This is a genomic window from Trichocoleus sp. FACHB-262, from assembly GCF_014696035.1.
Taxonomy (GTDB): Bacteria; Cyanobacteriota; Cyanobacteriia; order FACHB-46; family FACHB-46; genus Trichocoleus.
This window is the reverse complement of record NZ_JACJPK010000090.1, coordinates 104,537-118,857: the sequence shown is the minus strand read 5'-3', so window position 1 is coordinate 118,857 and position 14,321 is coordinate 104,537. Positions and strand designations below refer to the sequence as shown.

The window sequence follows — 14,321 nt, the reverse complement described above, 5'->3', positions numbered from 1 at the left end:
TTTCAGCAGGGAACTTTTTGCTCTTGTTGGAAAAACTAATCATCTCGAACGGTAATTTCTGCTCGCATTAGGGCATTGTCGAAGTTTGCCCATGTAGGGTTAGTCTTTATAAGTGGATAATTAACGATGCAACCTATATGATACCCAAGCTGATCAATCACTAGATTTGTGCAACTTTTGGGTAAGGGAATAATATGCCGACTATCCACATAAACACAAAGAACCTCTAGAATTTTCGTTTCACCATAAAAAATGGAGACTGGCAAGCTTGTTGCATCTGAGTCGGCAAAACAGTCTAGCCAGGGTTCATAGAAGGAATATTCTGATTCAGATAATTCTCGATTCTTAATAATCTGAAGTTTAACGTCAGCAGTATAAAAAAATGTACCAGCAACATCATCATAATCAAAATCTGATGGTTGAGAGGACAAAACTGTATTGAGGATATGCTCCTTCGTGGTAGTTCTCTTCATCCAGCCTGAAAAGTGTTTCTGAAGAAGGTCATCATGTCCTGATAGTTCTAGGCTGATGTCCTCCCAAAACATTATATGAGTCCGAAAGATCCAAGGTCTTGTGCGAACTTGTTCTTGCAAGACTGCATCTCTTGCAGCAGTTGTCATAATTAGATATTCATCTAAGCAAGGTTGAAATCTCTTGGCTTTTTCAACCTCTCCTTCTATAACTTCAATCTTTAAAGCATCCGTTCGCTTACATTGTGCACCAGCGTAAGCTTGCAAACCATCTCTTAGATGACTAGGCTGTCCATAGATATCTACACCGTCCTATTTTTGTCCTGAACGACCATTACGTACTAAATAGGGGTCTTTCCAAAGTCGCTTTAACACGTCAGAACAAATGTCCTCAAATTCATCCCACGATTTAGGAATTGGCAAGTTGGTCGTTGCAGGGCTAGGCATCAGTATCACCCATCTTTGTCACTAAAAAAACACCCACTATTCTTATGTGAAAGGAAAATGGCTGGAGCGATCGCACATGACCAAAACTTATGAAGGGCGATCGCTTGCCTTTCAACTTATCTCACATCGTAGCTCAGCCAGAAATGCGTCTTGGAAATAGGGCAATCGCTCATCTAGTCAGGATATGTTTTGCAGTCTTAGAACGTTAAGCAAGAGATAGGCCAACTTGGCGGGCTTGAGAAGCAGAGTCGCGAGCGCCCCAACGATAATGGATTTTACCGTTCTGAAAAGTAAACCACTCTATTGCTACTAATTCGTAAGATTTGCCAGTGGGGGACTGACCTCGGAAAGAACCGATAAAAGTTCCACGCTCTATGTACCGTACTGCAACGGTATCTCCTTCTGCGATCATTTCCTCTACGGTCAGTTGAATATTAAATGCCTCATGTAGTTCTTGCCAAACGAGCATCGCCTTATCCACGTTCGCCGATCCGAGAACTCCTTGAATTAAAGCATTTGGCGTAAAAAGTTCTTGCAATGTCTCTAGATCGCCTTGATTGAATGCTGCAACATATTGGGATACAACTTGTTTATTGGTTTCGAGTGTTGACATGACGGTTTTGAGAGATTTTGTATAGAAGTAGCCAGTGAATCATAGCGATCGCCGCAGGATCTACAGTTCCAATGAGGCTGCTTTACTGTAGTCCTCTAGTCACTAGCCGCACATAGATGAAATAGCTAAAGCTCTACCCTGAATGACGTTGTTAGCGATCGCTTTTCTAATTAGAAAAAGAGCGATCGCTAATTGAAACTTAGTTAACGGGGAGTCATAACCTAATTACGCGTAGAATATCACGTTGTTTATATTAGCCATGAATTGAGCAGGATCTACATTTTTTACAATGGCGATCGCTTGGGCATACTCAGTTTGAAATAGGACATCTGTGCCTTGAGAAATGGTCTGAATGCCGTTGCCAACAGATGCCACAACAGCGTCAATACCAAGTTGAAAATCTGTAATGATGTGAGGAGTACCAGGGATAACAGAGTTGTTAATCCAGAACTGGTCTCGACCTGCGCCGCCAGTCATAGTACTGCCGTGGCTGCCACCATGTAACAAGTCATCGCCATCGTCACCGAATAGTTGGTCTGCACCACCCAGGGCTCCTAGCCTGCCTTCTGATTTGCCAAACTGCGCATAGTGAGAAAATCCACTGGTAAATGTTCCTTGCGTTACTGCTGCTGTAACATCTGAGTTAGTAGATAAGTAGTAGCTTTCGCTATAGAAAGTGCTGGGATTACGACCTTCTCGTTGTCCGTGTTCAGTGAAGTGAGCAAATCCGCTGCTAAACACTCCCTGGGCTACTGCTGCTGCAACATCTGAGTTGGTAGATAAATAGTAACTCTCGTTGAATAGCAAATCATCGCTACGGCCTTCAAACTGACCATGATAGAGAAAGTGCTGCAAACCGCTGCCAAAAACACCTTGCGCGATCGCGACAGTAACGTCTGGATTTTCACTGAGATATACGGCTTCGTCAAAGGATCTGCTGGCGACTCGACCTTCATACAGACCGTGTTGCACAAAGTGAGCGAGACCGCTGCTAAAAACACCTTGGTCAACAGCAGCAGCTACATCTGGATTTTCTGCTAAATAGAGCGCTTCATCATAGAGCGCACTGGGGTTGCGTCCCTCATAGAGACCATGTTGAGTAAAGTGGTCAAAGCCGTTCTGAAATGCACCTTGAGCGACGGCTGCGGCTACGTCGGAATTTTGTTGCAAATAGAAGGATTCATCAAAGAGCCGAGTTAGGATACCACCATCGGGTGCTCCCATAAAGCGAGCTTGTTGAGCAAGAGTGAAAATTCCTTCAGTAGCATCCTCAGCAAAAATTACATCGTTGCCGGCTTCTCCGGAGATGATATTGCTACCACGATTGCCAAAGATGACGTTGTCGCGAGCGTTGCCTGTGCCGTTGATATTTTTATGACCTGTGAGAGTCAAATGTTCTAGATCGTCGCTGAGTATCCAAGAAACGCTCGATCGCACAGTATCTATACTGCCTACCGCTCCATCATCATCAAATTCTTCGGCAATGTCATCGAAACTATCAACAATATAAATGTTGTTGCCTCTCCCCCCTCCCATGTAGTCATTTCCGGTGCCTCCATTTAAGACGAAGCTAACACCGTCATTTGAAAACAAGTCATCGGCAATCAGTTGATCATCTCCTGCACCGCCAAAGAGATAACCACCGCCATCATAGCCATATATTTGGTCATCTCCTTCGCCACCATCGAGAATATTGAAGCCTTCTGCAGCAGCCATGTAGTCATTTCCTGCACCGCCAAGAAGGAGATTGTCACCATAGGCTACCAGATCATCATTGCCACCTTTGCCGTCCAAGATGTCAAATGGATCTTCACTTGCGTAATTATTCAAACCGTTGTTTTGATCGTCGCCAGCAATGTAAGCCATGTTAGATGTCCTTGAGATTTGTGAAGTTGTGAGTGTTGAATCTTGTCAGCAAGGCAATTCCCACTGTCTGAGATCGCGGTAGGAAGCCTCGGATTTAGATCTGGTATTTTTGGGGCGTAGATACCAGATGCTATCTGAATGCAGAATGTAGAAGATTTGGAAAGCGTTTGAGAGAGACGATCGCTTCTGTAAGAGAATCTAAGAGACTAGAAAAGCATGGATTACATTACTACCGCAGCTGCTATCTGGAGCGTTGTCTACCGTTAACCGAATAGCCGTCGTCGCTCTTACCAAAAATGATGTCATGCTTGATTCCTCCTAGATGCAGCGGGTGTCTATGTATCACCTTGTAGAATTAATGGTAAATTTTGTAACCTTATTTCAGCTTCCTCCAGTAGATTCACCCAGAAGCAGGATTTGGTAGATTTACGGTGGATTTTTCTCCCAGCTCCCTCAAACCCAGTGATTGTCCTATATTGAGCTGCCCTTTAGGTGGCTGAAATCCAACTTTACTGGTTAGGGCAATCGCATCCAGACGAGCAACACCAGACTCTAACCGACATTAGACAAGCGGCAAACTGGAGGCTGGAGGCTGGAGGCGTTAAGTTCAGCGGATTTTTAATCTTCGATCGTTATTAATTCACGCTCTTTAGATGATCACAGTACGATCAAGCTGAGGGGTATTAAAGGCTTGGGTTTTGAAACTTGGTGGATAAAAGCTAAGCTACCTCTCTGGATCAGCTTGCAACTTCTTTGGGTTCTATGTTTTTCCCTTCTGCACTCTGGCTTAGTTCAGCGATCGCTCATGATCACTTGAGTGTTTCGCCTGACCTACCTATGACTGAAGTTGTCAAGCTGATGAGCCAAGCTCATAAAAGCTATGTGTTAGTCGTAGATGCAGATCAGCTAGTTGGCATTTTTACTGAACGAGATGTGGTGAGACTGACAGCAGCCAAAACTTCCTGGTTAGAGGTGGCGATCGCTACGGTGATGACAACTCCCGTTATCACATTGCAGGAATCTGACGCTACGGATGTTTTGGTTCTGTTATCGCGCTTATGGAGACATCGGATTCGTCATTTGCCGATTTTAGATCAGCGAGAGCGCATCATCGGTGTCGTGACTCGCCAAAGTATCCGCGAAGCCCTCAAGCCCGCAGCGCTACTCAAGGCGCGGCAGATTCATGAAGTCATGGTTAGCCCCGTGGTGGCTGCCCCCATCACGACCTCTGTGCTGCAACTTAGCCAACTCATGCACCAGCACCAGATTAGTTGCGTGGTTCTGGTACAGCCTGAGGCGACAAATCCAGCGATCGCAAAGCCAATTGGCATCTTGACGGAGCGGGATGTAGTGCGGCTACAGGCGCAAAATTTAGACTTGGCCCAAACCTCCGTAGTGGCAGTAATAAATCGGCCATTGCATGCCATCCAACCGCAAGCTTCTCTTTGGAGCGCCCACGAGCAGATGCAACAGCATCAAATCCGGCGATTAGTGGTAGTAGGAGAAGCGGGGGAGCTGCTAGGTTTGGTAACTCAAAGTAGCATCCTGCAATCGCTTGATCCGTTGGAGTTACATCCAACATTAGATGCGCTGCAACAGGAGGTAGAGGCTCGGACGCAAGAAATGCAGCAGACCAATGAGCAATTGCAGCGAGAAATTGTGGAACGGGTGAAAGTAGAGCAAACGCTGCAAAGTCAAATTGCCAAAGAACAATTGATGAGTGCGATCGCCAATCACATGCGGCAGTCGTTGCATCTAGACACCATCTTGAACACAACCGTGGAGGAAGTGAGGCAGTTTTTGCAAGTCGATCGGGTGCTGATTTACCGCTTTGAATCGAATGGCAACAGTACCGTTGCTGTAGAGTCGGTAGCAACCGATCGGATGTCGATCGTGGGGAAGGTGATGGAGGCTGCTTACTTTACCAAGCGTTGCCGCCAGTCTTATCAGATGGGGCAGATGCAAGCGATCGCCGACGTGACTCAAGCCAATTTGCCATCGCGTTACCTGCATTTACTGGCTCTGCTTCAAGCTCGTGCGGCTTTAACTGTGCCCATTCTTCGAGGCGACGAACTTTGGGGATTACTCAGTGCCTATCAATGTGCCCAACCACGACAGTGGCAACCCTTAGAAATTGAGCTGCTGCAACAGTTATCGACTCAGGTCGGCATTGCGATTCAACAGGCCCAGCTTTATCAACAACTAGAAGTGGCGAACCAAGAACTACGGCGGTTAGCAAATTCGGATGGGCTAACTGAGTTAGCCAACCGTCGCTCTTTTGACGAATATTTAGATAAAGAGTGGCGACGTGCCTTGCGACACCGCACGCCCCTAGCGCTGATCATGGGCGATGTCGATTTTTTTAAACGCTATAACGATTGTTATGGGCATCTCAGGGGCGATCGCTGTTTGCAACAAGTGGCGGCGGTGCTGCGTCAAACAGCAAAGCGACCAGCAGACCTAGCGGCTCGCTATGGGGGTGAGGAGTTCGCCATTCTACTACCCAATACAGAAGATCGAGGTGCGACCTTGGTGGCTACAGAAATTCAAACCCGGATTCAGACTTTGCGAATTCCTCATGCTCAGTCCTCGATTGCGGATTATGTCACCTTAAGCTTGGGGATTGCTTGCTTAGTTCCTCGAACTGGCATTGCTCCCACTTTCTTAATTGCCGCTGCTGACAAAGCTCTATATCAAGCAAAAATGGCAGGACGCGATCGCTACTTGATCTATCAGGAGTCAACTCAAGGCTGAAGTTTCTAATTTATTGGCATTTCTGCACCGAATCTGTCAAAGTAATTCTCAAAGTGCTGTTGCCCCAAGCCCATGCTATCAGCTCGTTTTTTCCGCTTTTTTCAGCACCTAAATTGGAAAACGATTAAAGAAGTCATTGACTCTGCTGGTAAGCAGCGGCTACCAGGGCTCTCCGCAGAAATGGCTTACAACGCCATGTTGGGGCTGTTTCCGGCAATTCTGGCTGTTTTGACGGCGATCGGGCTGTTTGAATCTCTGCAAGGAACGCTGCAAAGATTGGCGTCTCAACTCAGTCAAGTTGCCCCTGAGGAAGTGCAGATTCTCATTCAAAACTTTGTCAGAGGCATCAGCCAAACCCGGAATCGTAGTTTGTTCTCCCTCAGTTTCATTGCAGCAATTTGGGCGTCTTCCGGCGCGTTGAGTGCGGCAATGACGGCTTTTGACCACATCCAGCAAGTTCCACCAGAACAAACTCGTCCGTTTTGGAAAGCTAAATTGGTTTCTGTCGCGCTTACAGTCGGCACGATTTTGCTGTTACTGATGGCATCGTTTTTGATGTTTATTAGTGACTTGATCGTCAAGCATGTAGCCAGCCAAAGTGGTTTTTTAGGATCAGGGTTGCTGTCAACTTGGCGGCTATTGAGTTGGCCCTTGGCTCTAGGAATTGTCTCATCGGCGTTTGCCTTTATTTATCGCTATGGTCCTAGCCAATGGAAGATTGGCACGCCCATTATGCCGGGAGCAGTACTGGCAGCAGTATTTTGGGCGATTCTCTCAAGTTTGTTTCGATATTATGTCTCCCATTTTGGCGACTTTAACCGAGCTTATGGTGCCATTGGTGCGGTGATTGTCTTGTTGCTCTGGCTTTACCTCAGCTCCTTGGTGCTCCTAATTGGCAATCAGTTGAATGTCACAGTGGGTGCAGCGATGCGGCAACAACACCGACAAAACGTGATTCAGGCAATCAAGCTATCGCGCTCGTTGCAGCCCAGCGACAATCCCACTACCGATAGTCAGAAATAAGAGAAACCAGAGGATGGCGCTGGAAAGAAACGATAAAACACCAAACCCTCTCAAAATCCAAATCACCACGGTAATGCCCAAGCAGATGAAAAAAAACTTGGTAGTAGGGTGAGAAAATTTCCGAGAGAAGTTATGCATTGCTCTTTACATCCTCAAATCAGCAAAACGCTGTCAGCGATTGCCCTCATTGTGGCATGAGAAATAAAGCGAGTTAACCCAGTAGGGGCGGCTGAGAAATGTTTAATTAAGTAGAAATTGGTTTACAGATTCTTACAAAATTTTGCGGAATCTTTATTTAGAATCAACCCCTTTTCCGGGAGATCTAGGTAAGGTGGTGAATAAATCAAGTAGAACCTCGGTAGCCAAAATTTCCTAATGCCTGAAAGGGCGAGGTTTTGATCCAGGCTGACTAAGGGTTCTATTGGCTTATCAGGAGTTCCTGAGTCTACATGACTGCTGACCTATTTAATGACGATTGTCTGGCATCGATCCCCAACCGCAGTCAGAGCGAACACGAAGCTCTGCTACGAGGCGAGATTCTACTGAGTACAAGAGCCTATTCTGCTTGGGGAGGGGCGGTTACAGCTTCAATGTATTTGCCCCTGTCGCGATCGCTGGCTTGGCAGCAGCTAACCGACTACCCCCGTTGGGTACAGTACTTTCCTGATCTGGTGCGCAGTGAAGTGCTGCAACGAGGCGATAGTCTAGGGTCAGGAGGAAAACGGCTCTATCAGGTGGCGAACAAGGCATTTCTCTTTTTTACCGCTCAAGTTGAGGTTTACCTGCGGGTAGTAGAGACTGTGCATCAAAAAATTCAGTTTCGCCAAGAGCAAGGTAGCTTTACGGATTTTGCCGCTGAATTGACTCTGCAAGATTACCGCACAGGAACGCTTCTGGCCTACTCGGTGCAAGCCACCCCTGCGATTCCGGTTCCGACGCTGTTTGTGCAGCAAGCAATCCAGCTAGACTTGCCAACTAACATGCGGCAGATGCGCCAAGTGCTTTGTGTTAAGTAGATTGAAACTTGGCTTGAGCTAGATTGTGATTGATTGTCCACCCTCATTGACTGAGGTTTTTATGACTGCTTGCTTCCAGCTTCAACCGCGCCCTCAAGATGATGCTTTAGCTCCAAAATATGCTCCTTTGGCTCGTCGGAGCAAAATTGGTTGGACAAAAGTGGCGATCGCGGCTTTGAGTTCGGTGATGTCGGTCGGTTTGATGGATGCTGCGACAGCGGCCACACCTGCTTCTTTGGCTGACTCTCCCGCAGCCCAGAAACTCAATAAGATGTTTTCCCCCAAGATCCAGCAAATCCTCAACTCTTGCGCTCAGCAGGGTAGCGTTAATTTGAGCGCGGGCGCTGACAAAGATGGCTCGGTCATTTGCGCCAATGGGACTCGGAACTCTCCGGTGCAGTTTAATGAATATGTCAGTACGGTGTCCGATTTTCTCTCAGCTAGTTTCTTAGTCGGGGTGCGTGCCGCTCTACAATCTTATCCAGGGGCACAAATGGATATGGTAACCAGTTACCTAGCTACCCCAGATGGCAAAGCTTCCTTGCAAGATGCGCTGACCAATGCCATTACCACCAGTGGCCTAGTGCCGCAAAGTTCTCAGAAGTCTGTCAGTTTTCTAGTGAATCGGGTGATGCAGCGATCGCTACCGATTTTACAAAACACAAATAAATTCAGTAACTTGTTGGGCAGTACCGAGCAGTACCGCAAGGTGGCGAATAACTTCTGCAAACCCCCTGGCATGACGGTAGAGAAAGCTAGAACCTTAGTTCCGCAACTAGATGCGGTGCAAATCTACGCCATCTGTGTGCAGGAATCCGGCTTATCTGATGAAGTCCAAAAGGAGATCCAACAGCCAAACAAGTAGCCATGCAGGAAGAACGACGGCGTAATTGCCCAGCTTTGATTCAGTCTGTTAAGAGATGTTAGGAGATGTTAGGAGGGCGATCGCGCTGTTGTTGGCTCTACAGGAGTTTCAGGTGCGATCGCCTCTACGTCTGCTTGCACAATACGTAAGATTCGAGCAATGTAGGCCGCTCGCTGTTGCTCCCGTTCTGCGGCAGCTTGAGGGTCTGGCTGGTAAGCGTCAATTTCTGCGTGGGATAGTAAGCCTTTCGCTTGGGCGAGTCGTTCTACTGTGTCAAGGCGATCGCGTAATACAGAAACCTCTTCGGCGAGGGCAAGAACCATTGCCAGCAATTTATCGGTTTCTGGATTCTCGAAGTAAAGGGGTCGTTTGCCTTTGGCGATGGCCATCACTGCTCCTAGGCGATTGCGTCTTGGTTGTACTTGAGAGATCTATAGCAATCCAGAGCAATCCGAAATGGGTTGTGAGAAATGCATTTCTCACAACCCTCAACCTTATAAATCATTCTGGATAGGACTGCTATCTTTATGGGCAGCTAAGAGAAACCAGTTGCCCCGACTGCCAAAGCCTCCATCTTTTAACTGGCCTGTTTTTAATTCCATTGGTGCCACCGTTTGAGTGATGTTTTCAGCAGCAAAGCCAGCTTGTAGAGTGAGTGATTCTAAGTCTAGCTGGCGCATCGCTCCCCACCAAGGTTCATTGTTATTTTGAGTTTCCCAGTCAAACATAAAGGCGCTGAAGGGGTCCATGTTGCGGTAGAGCGGCGCTTCCGCATGTACCATTAATCCACCTGGCTTGAGCAGGCGATCGCATTCACGCAGGATATTGGCGATCGCGTGGGGCGGAGCTTCGTGCAAAAGGATATGAGAAACGATGAGATCAAAGGAGGCATCAAGAAAATCTGTATGTTCAGCGTTCTGTTGGGAAAAATGCACCCGCTTCCCTAATGCTTCAGCCCGTGCATGAGCATAGCGCAGCGTAGGAGCAGCGACATCAATGGCATGTATTTCTGCATCTGGATAGGCATCTACATAAGGCAGGGTGCTATGACCGACCGAACATCCTAAGTCCAAAATCTTCTCCGGTTGCCAATCAGGATATTGCAGCTTGAGATAGTTTTGAATGACTGCTTGGCCTATTGCATCATTCAACGGGCCAAGCCGACCCATCGCATAGAGATAGACACCGCGATCGTAGGTGACCCCTGCTGCAATATCCTCGTCGCGATATTCGCTGTGATAACCTCCTGGCATACAGTGGATATCCACCGCTGTATGATAAGCCGGAACTTCTAACGTGGGATTTAGAGTTAACGAGCCGATCGCCTGAGTCTGGAGTTGTTGCGATCGCGCCATCAGTTCTGGAAGTTGTCGTTCAACACTGAGGTTGACGGATTCCCACAGCATCTCCTGAGCGGTACGCCGTAATGCTCCCCACAGACAATAGTAGGATTCTTGCTGCATTAACTGGCGAATTTCATGCTGCGTTTCGGGCGATCGCTGGTGTTCTTGCTCAAAGCGAGGCTTGGCGCGTTTTTCGTAAATGGTGCGGTTATTCGGTGAGATCTGTGTCGCAATATGTTGTTCTAGACTATGAACGAATTGCTGGTGGGCTAACTCATCATGGGTGGGTTGCGGTAACATCGCATGTTGTACTTGCTCATCCATGACGGCACCTCCAAGCTCTAAAACTTTTGATTCATGAGCCTACGTGGTGTAGATCCAATCACCTTCGAGGCAGAGACTCACCCACTAATCTAGCGACTGGATCTACATCTGCCGCGATCGCGTTGTAAAAATTTGTACGCTGGGGAGCAAGATGGTTTGAGTTTCAATGGAGTGCTAGACACGCTTTTGGGCGTGGCCGATATTTAGTGCAGTAATTACTAAAACAAAGCCCTCTAAGAGTAAACTTTCAGAGGGCTTTTAGTTTCATCTGGTATGCCAGGAACGAGACTTGAACTCGTGACACGAGGATTTTCAGTCCTCTGCTCTACCAACTGAGCTATCCCGGCGAGGGGCGCTTTGTTTTCGGCGCTTTATTAAATTAACAAATCTATCTAACTGTGGCAAGAGGTAAAGTCAAAAATTTTCGGATAAGCTCCTCAAGGGATTTGTTGAGCGGGTGAGCGAGTCACCTGGAGTTGGAAAGAGCCGCCTGTAGTTTGCCCAAAATTTTGTACTCGGATTGTATAGCGATCGCTCTGGGGAATCGTAACCGCAAGAGCAGCGTTGGTCGTGCCATCTTCAGCATCATCGTTCTCAGCCAGTGTAGAGCCATCGGGTGAAATCACAGCCAGCATGGGGTCGAAGGTTGTTGAAGTCACGGTGATGGTAATTTGCTCTCCCGCCTTACAGGTGATCACATAATCTCTAGCAAAACCTCCTTGCCCTGTAGGAATATCCTGGTTAGAGAGTTGATCGGAAATCGCGCGATTGAACTGCAAGGCTGGCGGTTTATAGAGCTGACTCCGGGCCTCAACGGCAACGGGAGCGAAAGTACTAGCGAGGACTGCCGAGGTTAGGGATAGGACAAATTTAGGCCAGCAAGCAGCAGGACGATTCAATAAAAAGAAGTCTAGCGATCGCATGAGACAGAGATGAGAGTAAAGAAAAAGCAACCGAGTTAACCTAAGTAAGCTTGCTTGACGCGCTCGTCTTGCAGCAGGTCTTGAGCAGGCCCAGTGAGGGTGATTTGGCCTGCTTCCAAGACATAGCCGCGATCAGCAGCTTGCAGGGCCAGGTGGGCGTTTTGCTCCACCAGCAGAATCGTGACTCCGGTGGTACGCAGATTCTTGATGATATTGAAGATTTCCCGCACGATCGCAGGGGCTAAGCCTAAACTGGGTTCGTCTAACAGTAATAACTTGGGGCGGCTCATCAACGCGCGGGCGATCGCTAGCATTTGTTGCTCCCCACCACTGAGGGTGCCTGCGAGTTGGTAGCGCCGTTCTGCCAAGCGGGGAAACAGTTGAAATTGCTGCTCGATGTCTTGCTTGACGGCAGCGGCATGGGAGCGGACATAAGCACCTAGCTCCAAGTTGTCGAGAATGGTTTGCTTGGCTAAAACTCGGCGGCCTTCCGGGGAGTGGGCCATGCCTAGGGCCACTACTTCATGCGCTTTACGACGGGTAATGTCGCGTCCAGCGTAGACAATTTGGCCGTGGCGTGGATTCAAGATGCGAGAGATGGTGCGGAGTGTGGTAGTTTTGCCTGCTCCGTTCGCGCCGATCAGGGTCACCACTTCACCCTGGTTCACCACTAAGTTGATTTCTTGCAGGGCTTGAATGCCGCCATAGTTGACACTGAGACCGCGCACTTCTAGCAGGGGCAAGTCAGTTGCCGGATGCCTTGGCGGTTCCATTTGCTCTTGGGTTGTACTCATACATCGCCCCCTAAGTAGGCTTCGATCACGGCAGGGTTGGCTTTCACGTCAGCAGGCTGACCGAGGGCAATCAGTTTGCCAAAATTGAGTACTGCAATGCGATCGCACAGCCCCATCACCAGCGGCACATGATGTTCGATCAGCAGGACCGTCAAGTTAAATTGGGTGCGAATATCGCGGATAAACTCACTGAGTTGTTGTTTTTCGTTGGGGTTCATGCCTGCCGCAGGTTCATCTAGGAGCAGGACTTGCGGCTCCAACGCTAAAGCACGGGCAATTTCCAGGCGGCGTTGGTCTCCGTAGGGAAAGTTGCAAGCTTTTTCCGTAGCACGATCGCTCAACCCTACTAGCTTGAGCAGTTCCAAAGCTTTTGCTTGGGTTTGGCGTTCCTCTTGGGGAGCAGGCGGCAAGCCAAACACACCCGTAAACAGGCCACTTTTGGTATGAATGTGCTGTGCGATCATGACGTTTTCTAGCGCCGACAAGTCAGCAAACAGACGAATATTCTGGAACGTTCGAGCAATGCCCTTGGCCGCAATTCGGTGCGGTCGTTGCCGCGAGATGTCGGTACCTTGATGGAGCAACTGGCCGCTAGAGGGGGGAATCAGCCCCGTGATCAAGTTGAATAAGGTGGTTTTGCCTGCGCCATTCGGACCAATCAAGCCAAAAATCTCACCCGAATGAACGGTAAAAGAAACCGTATCCACCGCACACAGCCCCCCAAAGCGACGAGTCAACGCCTTGGCTTCCAAGAGAGGCTGACGCGGTAGAGCAGAGCTACTTTCCAGAACAGGCGATTCGGTCATGGGTGCAGAGTTAAGATTGGAGAAATTGGCATAGACGCACTCTAAATCATTTATGGTGCTGCTGAAAATGAAAGGTTGAACAGGGCTGCGATCGCCCTAACGCCTGCATAAAATCACTTCCGCGCTCCCATTGGCATCATCTTTTTAGTGCGATCGCGCCGTTTGAACAAATCGGGTGTGACTAAACCCTGAGGAAAAAAGATCGTGCCGATGACGATCAGCAAGCCGAAGATAATCAAACGACCATCCCGCAAGAAGCTAGCCAACCAGAGCGGGAGATTCGGTGTATCCGCGATCGCCCGCAGCACTTCCGGTAAAGCAGTGAAAACCATGCCACCTAAGACAGGCCCAGCCACGGTTCTAGAACCACCAATCAAGACAAACGTGAGATAAATAATGCTGGCATCAAAGGTGCCTTGCCGAGCATTCCAGGTATTGATGAAGTGGGCACTCACCGCGCCGACGACCCCTGCTAGAATGGCTCCCAGCGTAAAGGCTAAGACTTTGTAGTATGTGGGATTAATCCCCATCGCATCGGCTGCGAGTTCATCTTCCCGGATGGCAATTAGAGCGCGACCAATGCGGATATTCTCCAGACGGTAGACAAAGAACATACTCAGGAGCAACAGCGGCACCACAATCCACAGATATCCCAGCGGAGTCTGAAACGGTTGCGGAATGCCAAAGATCCCGACTGCACCTCCGGTAATTTCTAGGTTGAGAGCAAGGACACGCAAAATTTCTACGAAGGCAATGGTAGCGATCGCCAGGTAGATGCCGCGCAACCGTAGAGCTGGCACGCCAACCAGCACTCCCAGCGCTCCAGACACCGCTCCTGCAATCACCATTTCTAGTAACAACAACGGGATAGGAAAGGTAGCACCTGTAGAAGGGAATACCTTGGTAGACAAGATTGCCGCAATATATCCCCCTAAAGCATAGAAGCCAGGACTGGCAAGAGATAGCTGCCCTGCCATTAGCGGCAAATAGAGAGACAGCCCCAACATCGCCCCCAGCAACATAGAGACAATTAGAAAGCCGTAGGTCGCTAGGAAGTCAAAACCATAATTAGACATG

13 protein-coding genes and 1 tRNA gene are annotated in these 14,321 nt (G+C 48.5%); 4 read left to right on the top strand and 10 right to left on the bottom strand.

Going from position 1 to position 14,321, the window contains the following annotated elements; all coding sequences use genetic code 11:
* Window positions 1–35 precede the first annotated feature (35 nt).
* From H6F68_RS21025 to H6F68_RS21015, 3 genes are all read right to left on the bottom strand, one after another.
* On the bottom strand, window positions 36–737 hold the full coding sequence (locus H6F68_RS21025; RefSeq protein WP_190562015.1) for a hypothetical protein: 702 nt from the start codon (window positions 735–737) through the stop codon (window positions 36–38).
* A gap of 385 nt (window positions 738–1,122) precedes the next feature.
* Window positions 1,123–1,530, bottom strand: a complete 408-nt coding sequence (locus H6F68_RS21020; RefSeq protein ID WP_190562014.1) for an ester cyclase — start codon at window positions 1,528–1,530, stop codon at window positions 1,123–1,125.
* 225 nt (window positions 1,531–1,755) lie between these two features.
* Window positions 1,756–3,396: a calcium-binding protein gene (locus tag H6F68_RS21015; protein WP_190562013.1), complete on the bottom strand. Its 1,641-nt coding sequence runs from the start codon at window positions 3,394–3,396 to the stop codon at window positions 1,756–1,758.
* A 762-nt stretch (window positions 3,397–4,158) separates the two neighbouring features.
* On the opposite strand from H6F68_RS21015, the gene H6F68_RS21010 reads away from it, so the two are divergent.
* The 4 genes from H6F68_RS21010 to H6F68_RS20995 all read left to right on the top strand — a co-directional run bounded on the left by H6F68_RS21010 (window position 4,159) and on the right by H6F68_RS20995 (window position 9,054).
* On the top strand, window positions 4,159–6,150 hold the full coding sequence (locus H6F68_RS21010) for a diguanylate cyclase domain-containing protein (protein ID WP_190562011.1): 1,992 nt from the start codon (window positions 4,159–4,161) through the stop codon (window positions 6,148–6,150).
* A 72-nt stretch (window positions 6,151–6,222) separates the two neighbouring features.
* A complete protein-coding gene (locus H6F68_RS21005; protein ID WP_190562009.1) occupies window positions 6,223–7,173 on the top strand; it encodes a YihY/virulence factor BrkB family protein in 951 nt (316 codons plus the stop codon).
* Window positions 7,174–7,622: 449 nt separating this feature from the next.
* Complete coding sequence (locus H6F68_RS21000) at window positions 7,623–8,189, top strand: SRPBCC family protein (protein ID WP_190431892.1); 567 nt, start codon at window positions 7,623–7,625, stop codon at window positions 8,187–8,189.
* A 61-nt stretch (window positions 8,190–8,250) separates the two neighbouring features.
* Complete coding sequence (locus tag H6F68_RS20995) at window positions 8,251–9,054, top strand: hypothetical protein (protein WP_190562008.1); 804 nt, start codon at window positions 8,251–8,253, stop codon at window positions 9,052–9,054.
* Between the two features lie 68 nt (window positions 9,055–9,122).
* On the opposite strand, the gene H6F68_RS20990 is transcribed toward H6F68_RS20995, so the two are convergent.
* From H6F68_RS20990 to H6F68_RS20960, 7 genes are all read right to left on the bottom strand, one after another.
* Window positions 9,123–9,443: a hypothetical protein gene (locus tag H6F68_RS20990; RefSeq protein WP_199300219.1), complete on the bottom strand. Its 321-nt coding sequence runs from the start codon at window positions 9,441–9,443 to the stop codon at window positions 9,123–9,125.
* 105 nt (window positions 9,444–9,548) lie between these two features.
* The gene (locus tag H6F68_RS20985; RefSeq protein ID WP_190562004.1) at window positions 9,549–10,721 is read right to left on the bottom strand and encodes a class I SAM-dependent methyltransferase; all 1,173 of its coding nucleotides are present in this window, start codon (window positions 10,719–10,721) and stop codon (window positions 9,549–9,551) included.
* A 274-nt stretch (window positions 10,722–10,995) separates the two neighbouring features.
* Window positions 10,996–11,068: transfer RNA gene (locus tag H6F68_RS20980), tRNA-Phe, on the bottom strand.
* Window positions 11,069–11,158: 90 nt separating this feature from the next.
* Window positions 11,159–11,674: a PPC domain-containing protein gene (locus tag H6F68_RS20975; protein ID WP_199300218.1), complete on the bottom strand. Its 516-nt coding sequence runs from the start codon at window positions 11,672–11,674 to the stop codon at window positions 11,159–11,161.
* Window positions 11,675–11,679: 5 nt separating this feature from the next.
* Window positions 11,680–12,438 (bottom strand): ABC transporter ATP-binding protein, encoded by a 759-nt coding sequence (locus H6F68_RS20970; RefSeq protein ID WP_242065593.1) that lies wholly within the window; start codon window positions 12,436–12,438, stop codon window positions 11,680–11,682.
* Window positions 12,435–13,244, bottom strand: coding sequence for an ABC transporter ATP-binding protein (locus tag H6F68_RS20965; protein WP_190562002.1), 810 nt, complete (start codon window positions 13,242–13,244; stop codon window positions 12,435–12,437). Before H6F68_RS20965 ends, H6F68_RS20970 begins: the two co-directional genes overlap by 4 nt.
* 113 nt (window positions 13,245–13,357) lie before the next feature.
* Window positions 13,358–14,320 carry a branched-chain amino acid ABC transporter permease gene (locus H6F68_RS20960; protein ID WP_190562000.1) on the bottom strand — a complete coding sequence of 321 codons (963 nt, stop codon included), beginning with the start codon at window positions 14,318–14,320 and terminating at the stop codon, window positions 13,358–13,360.
* Window position 14,321: the final 1 nt, after the last annotated feature.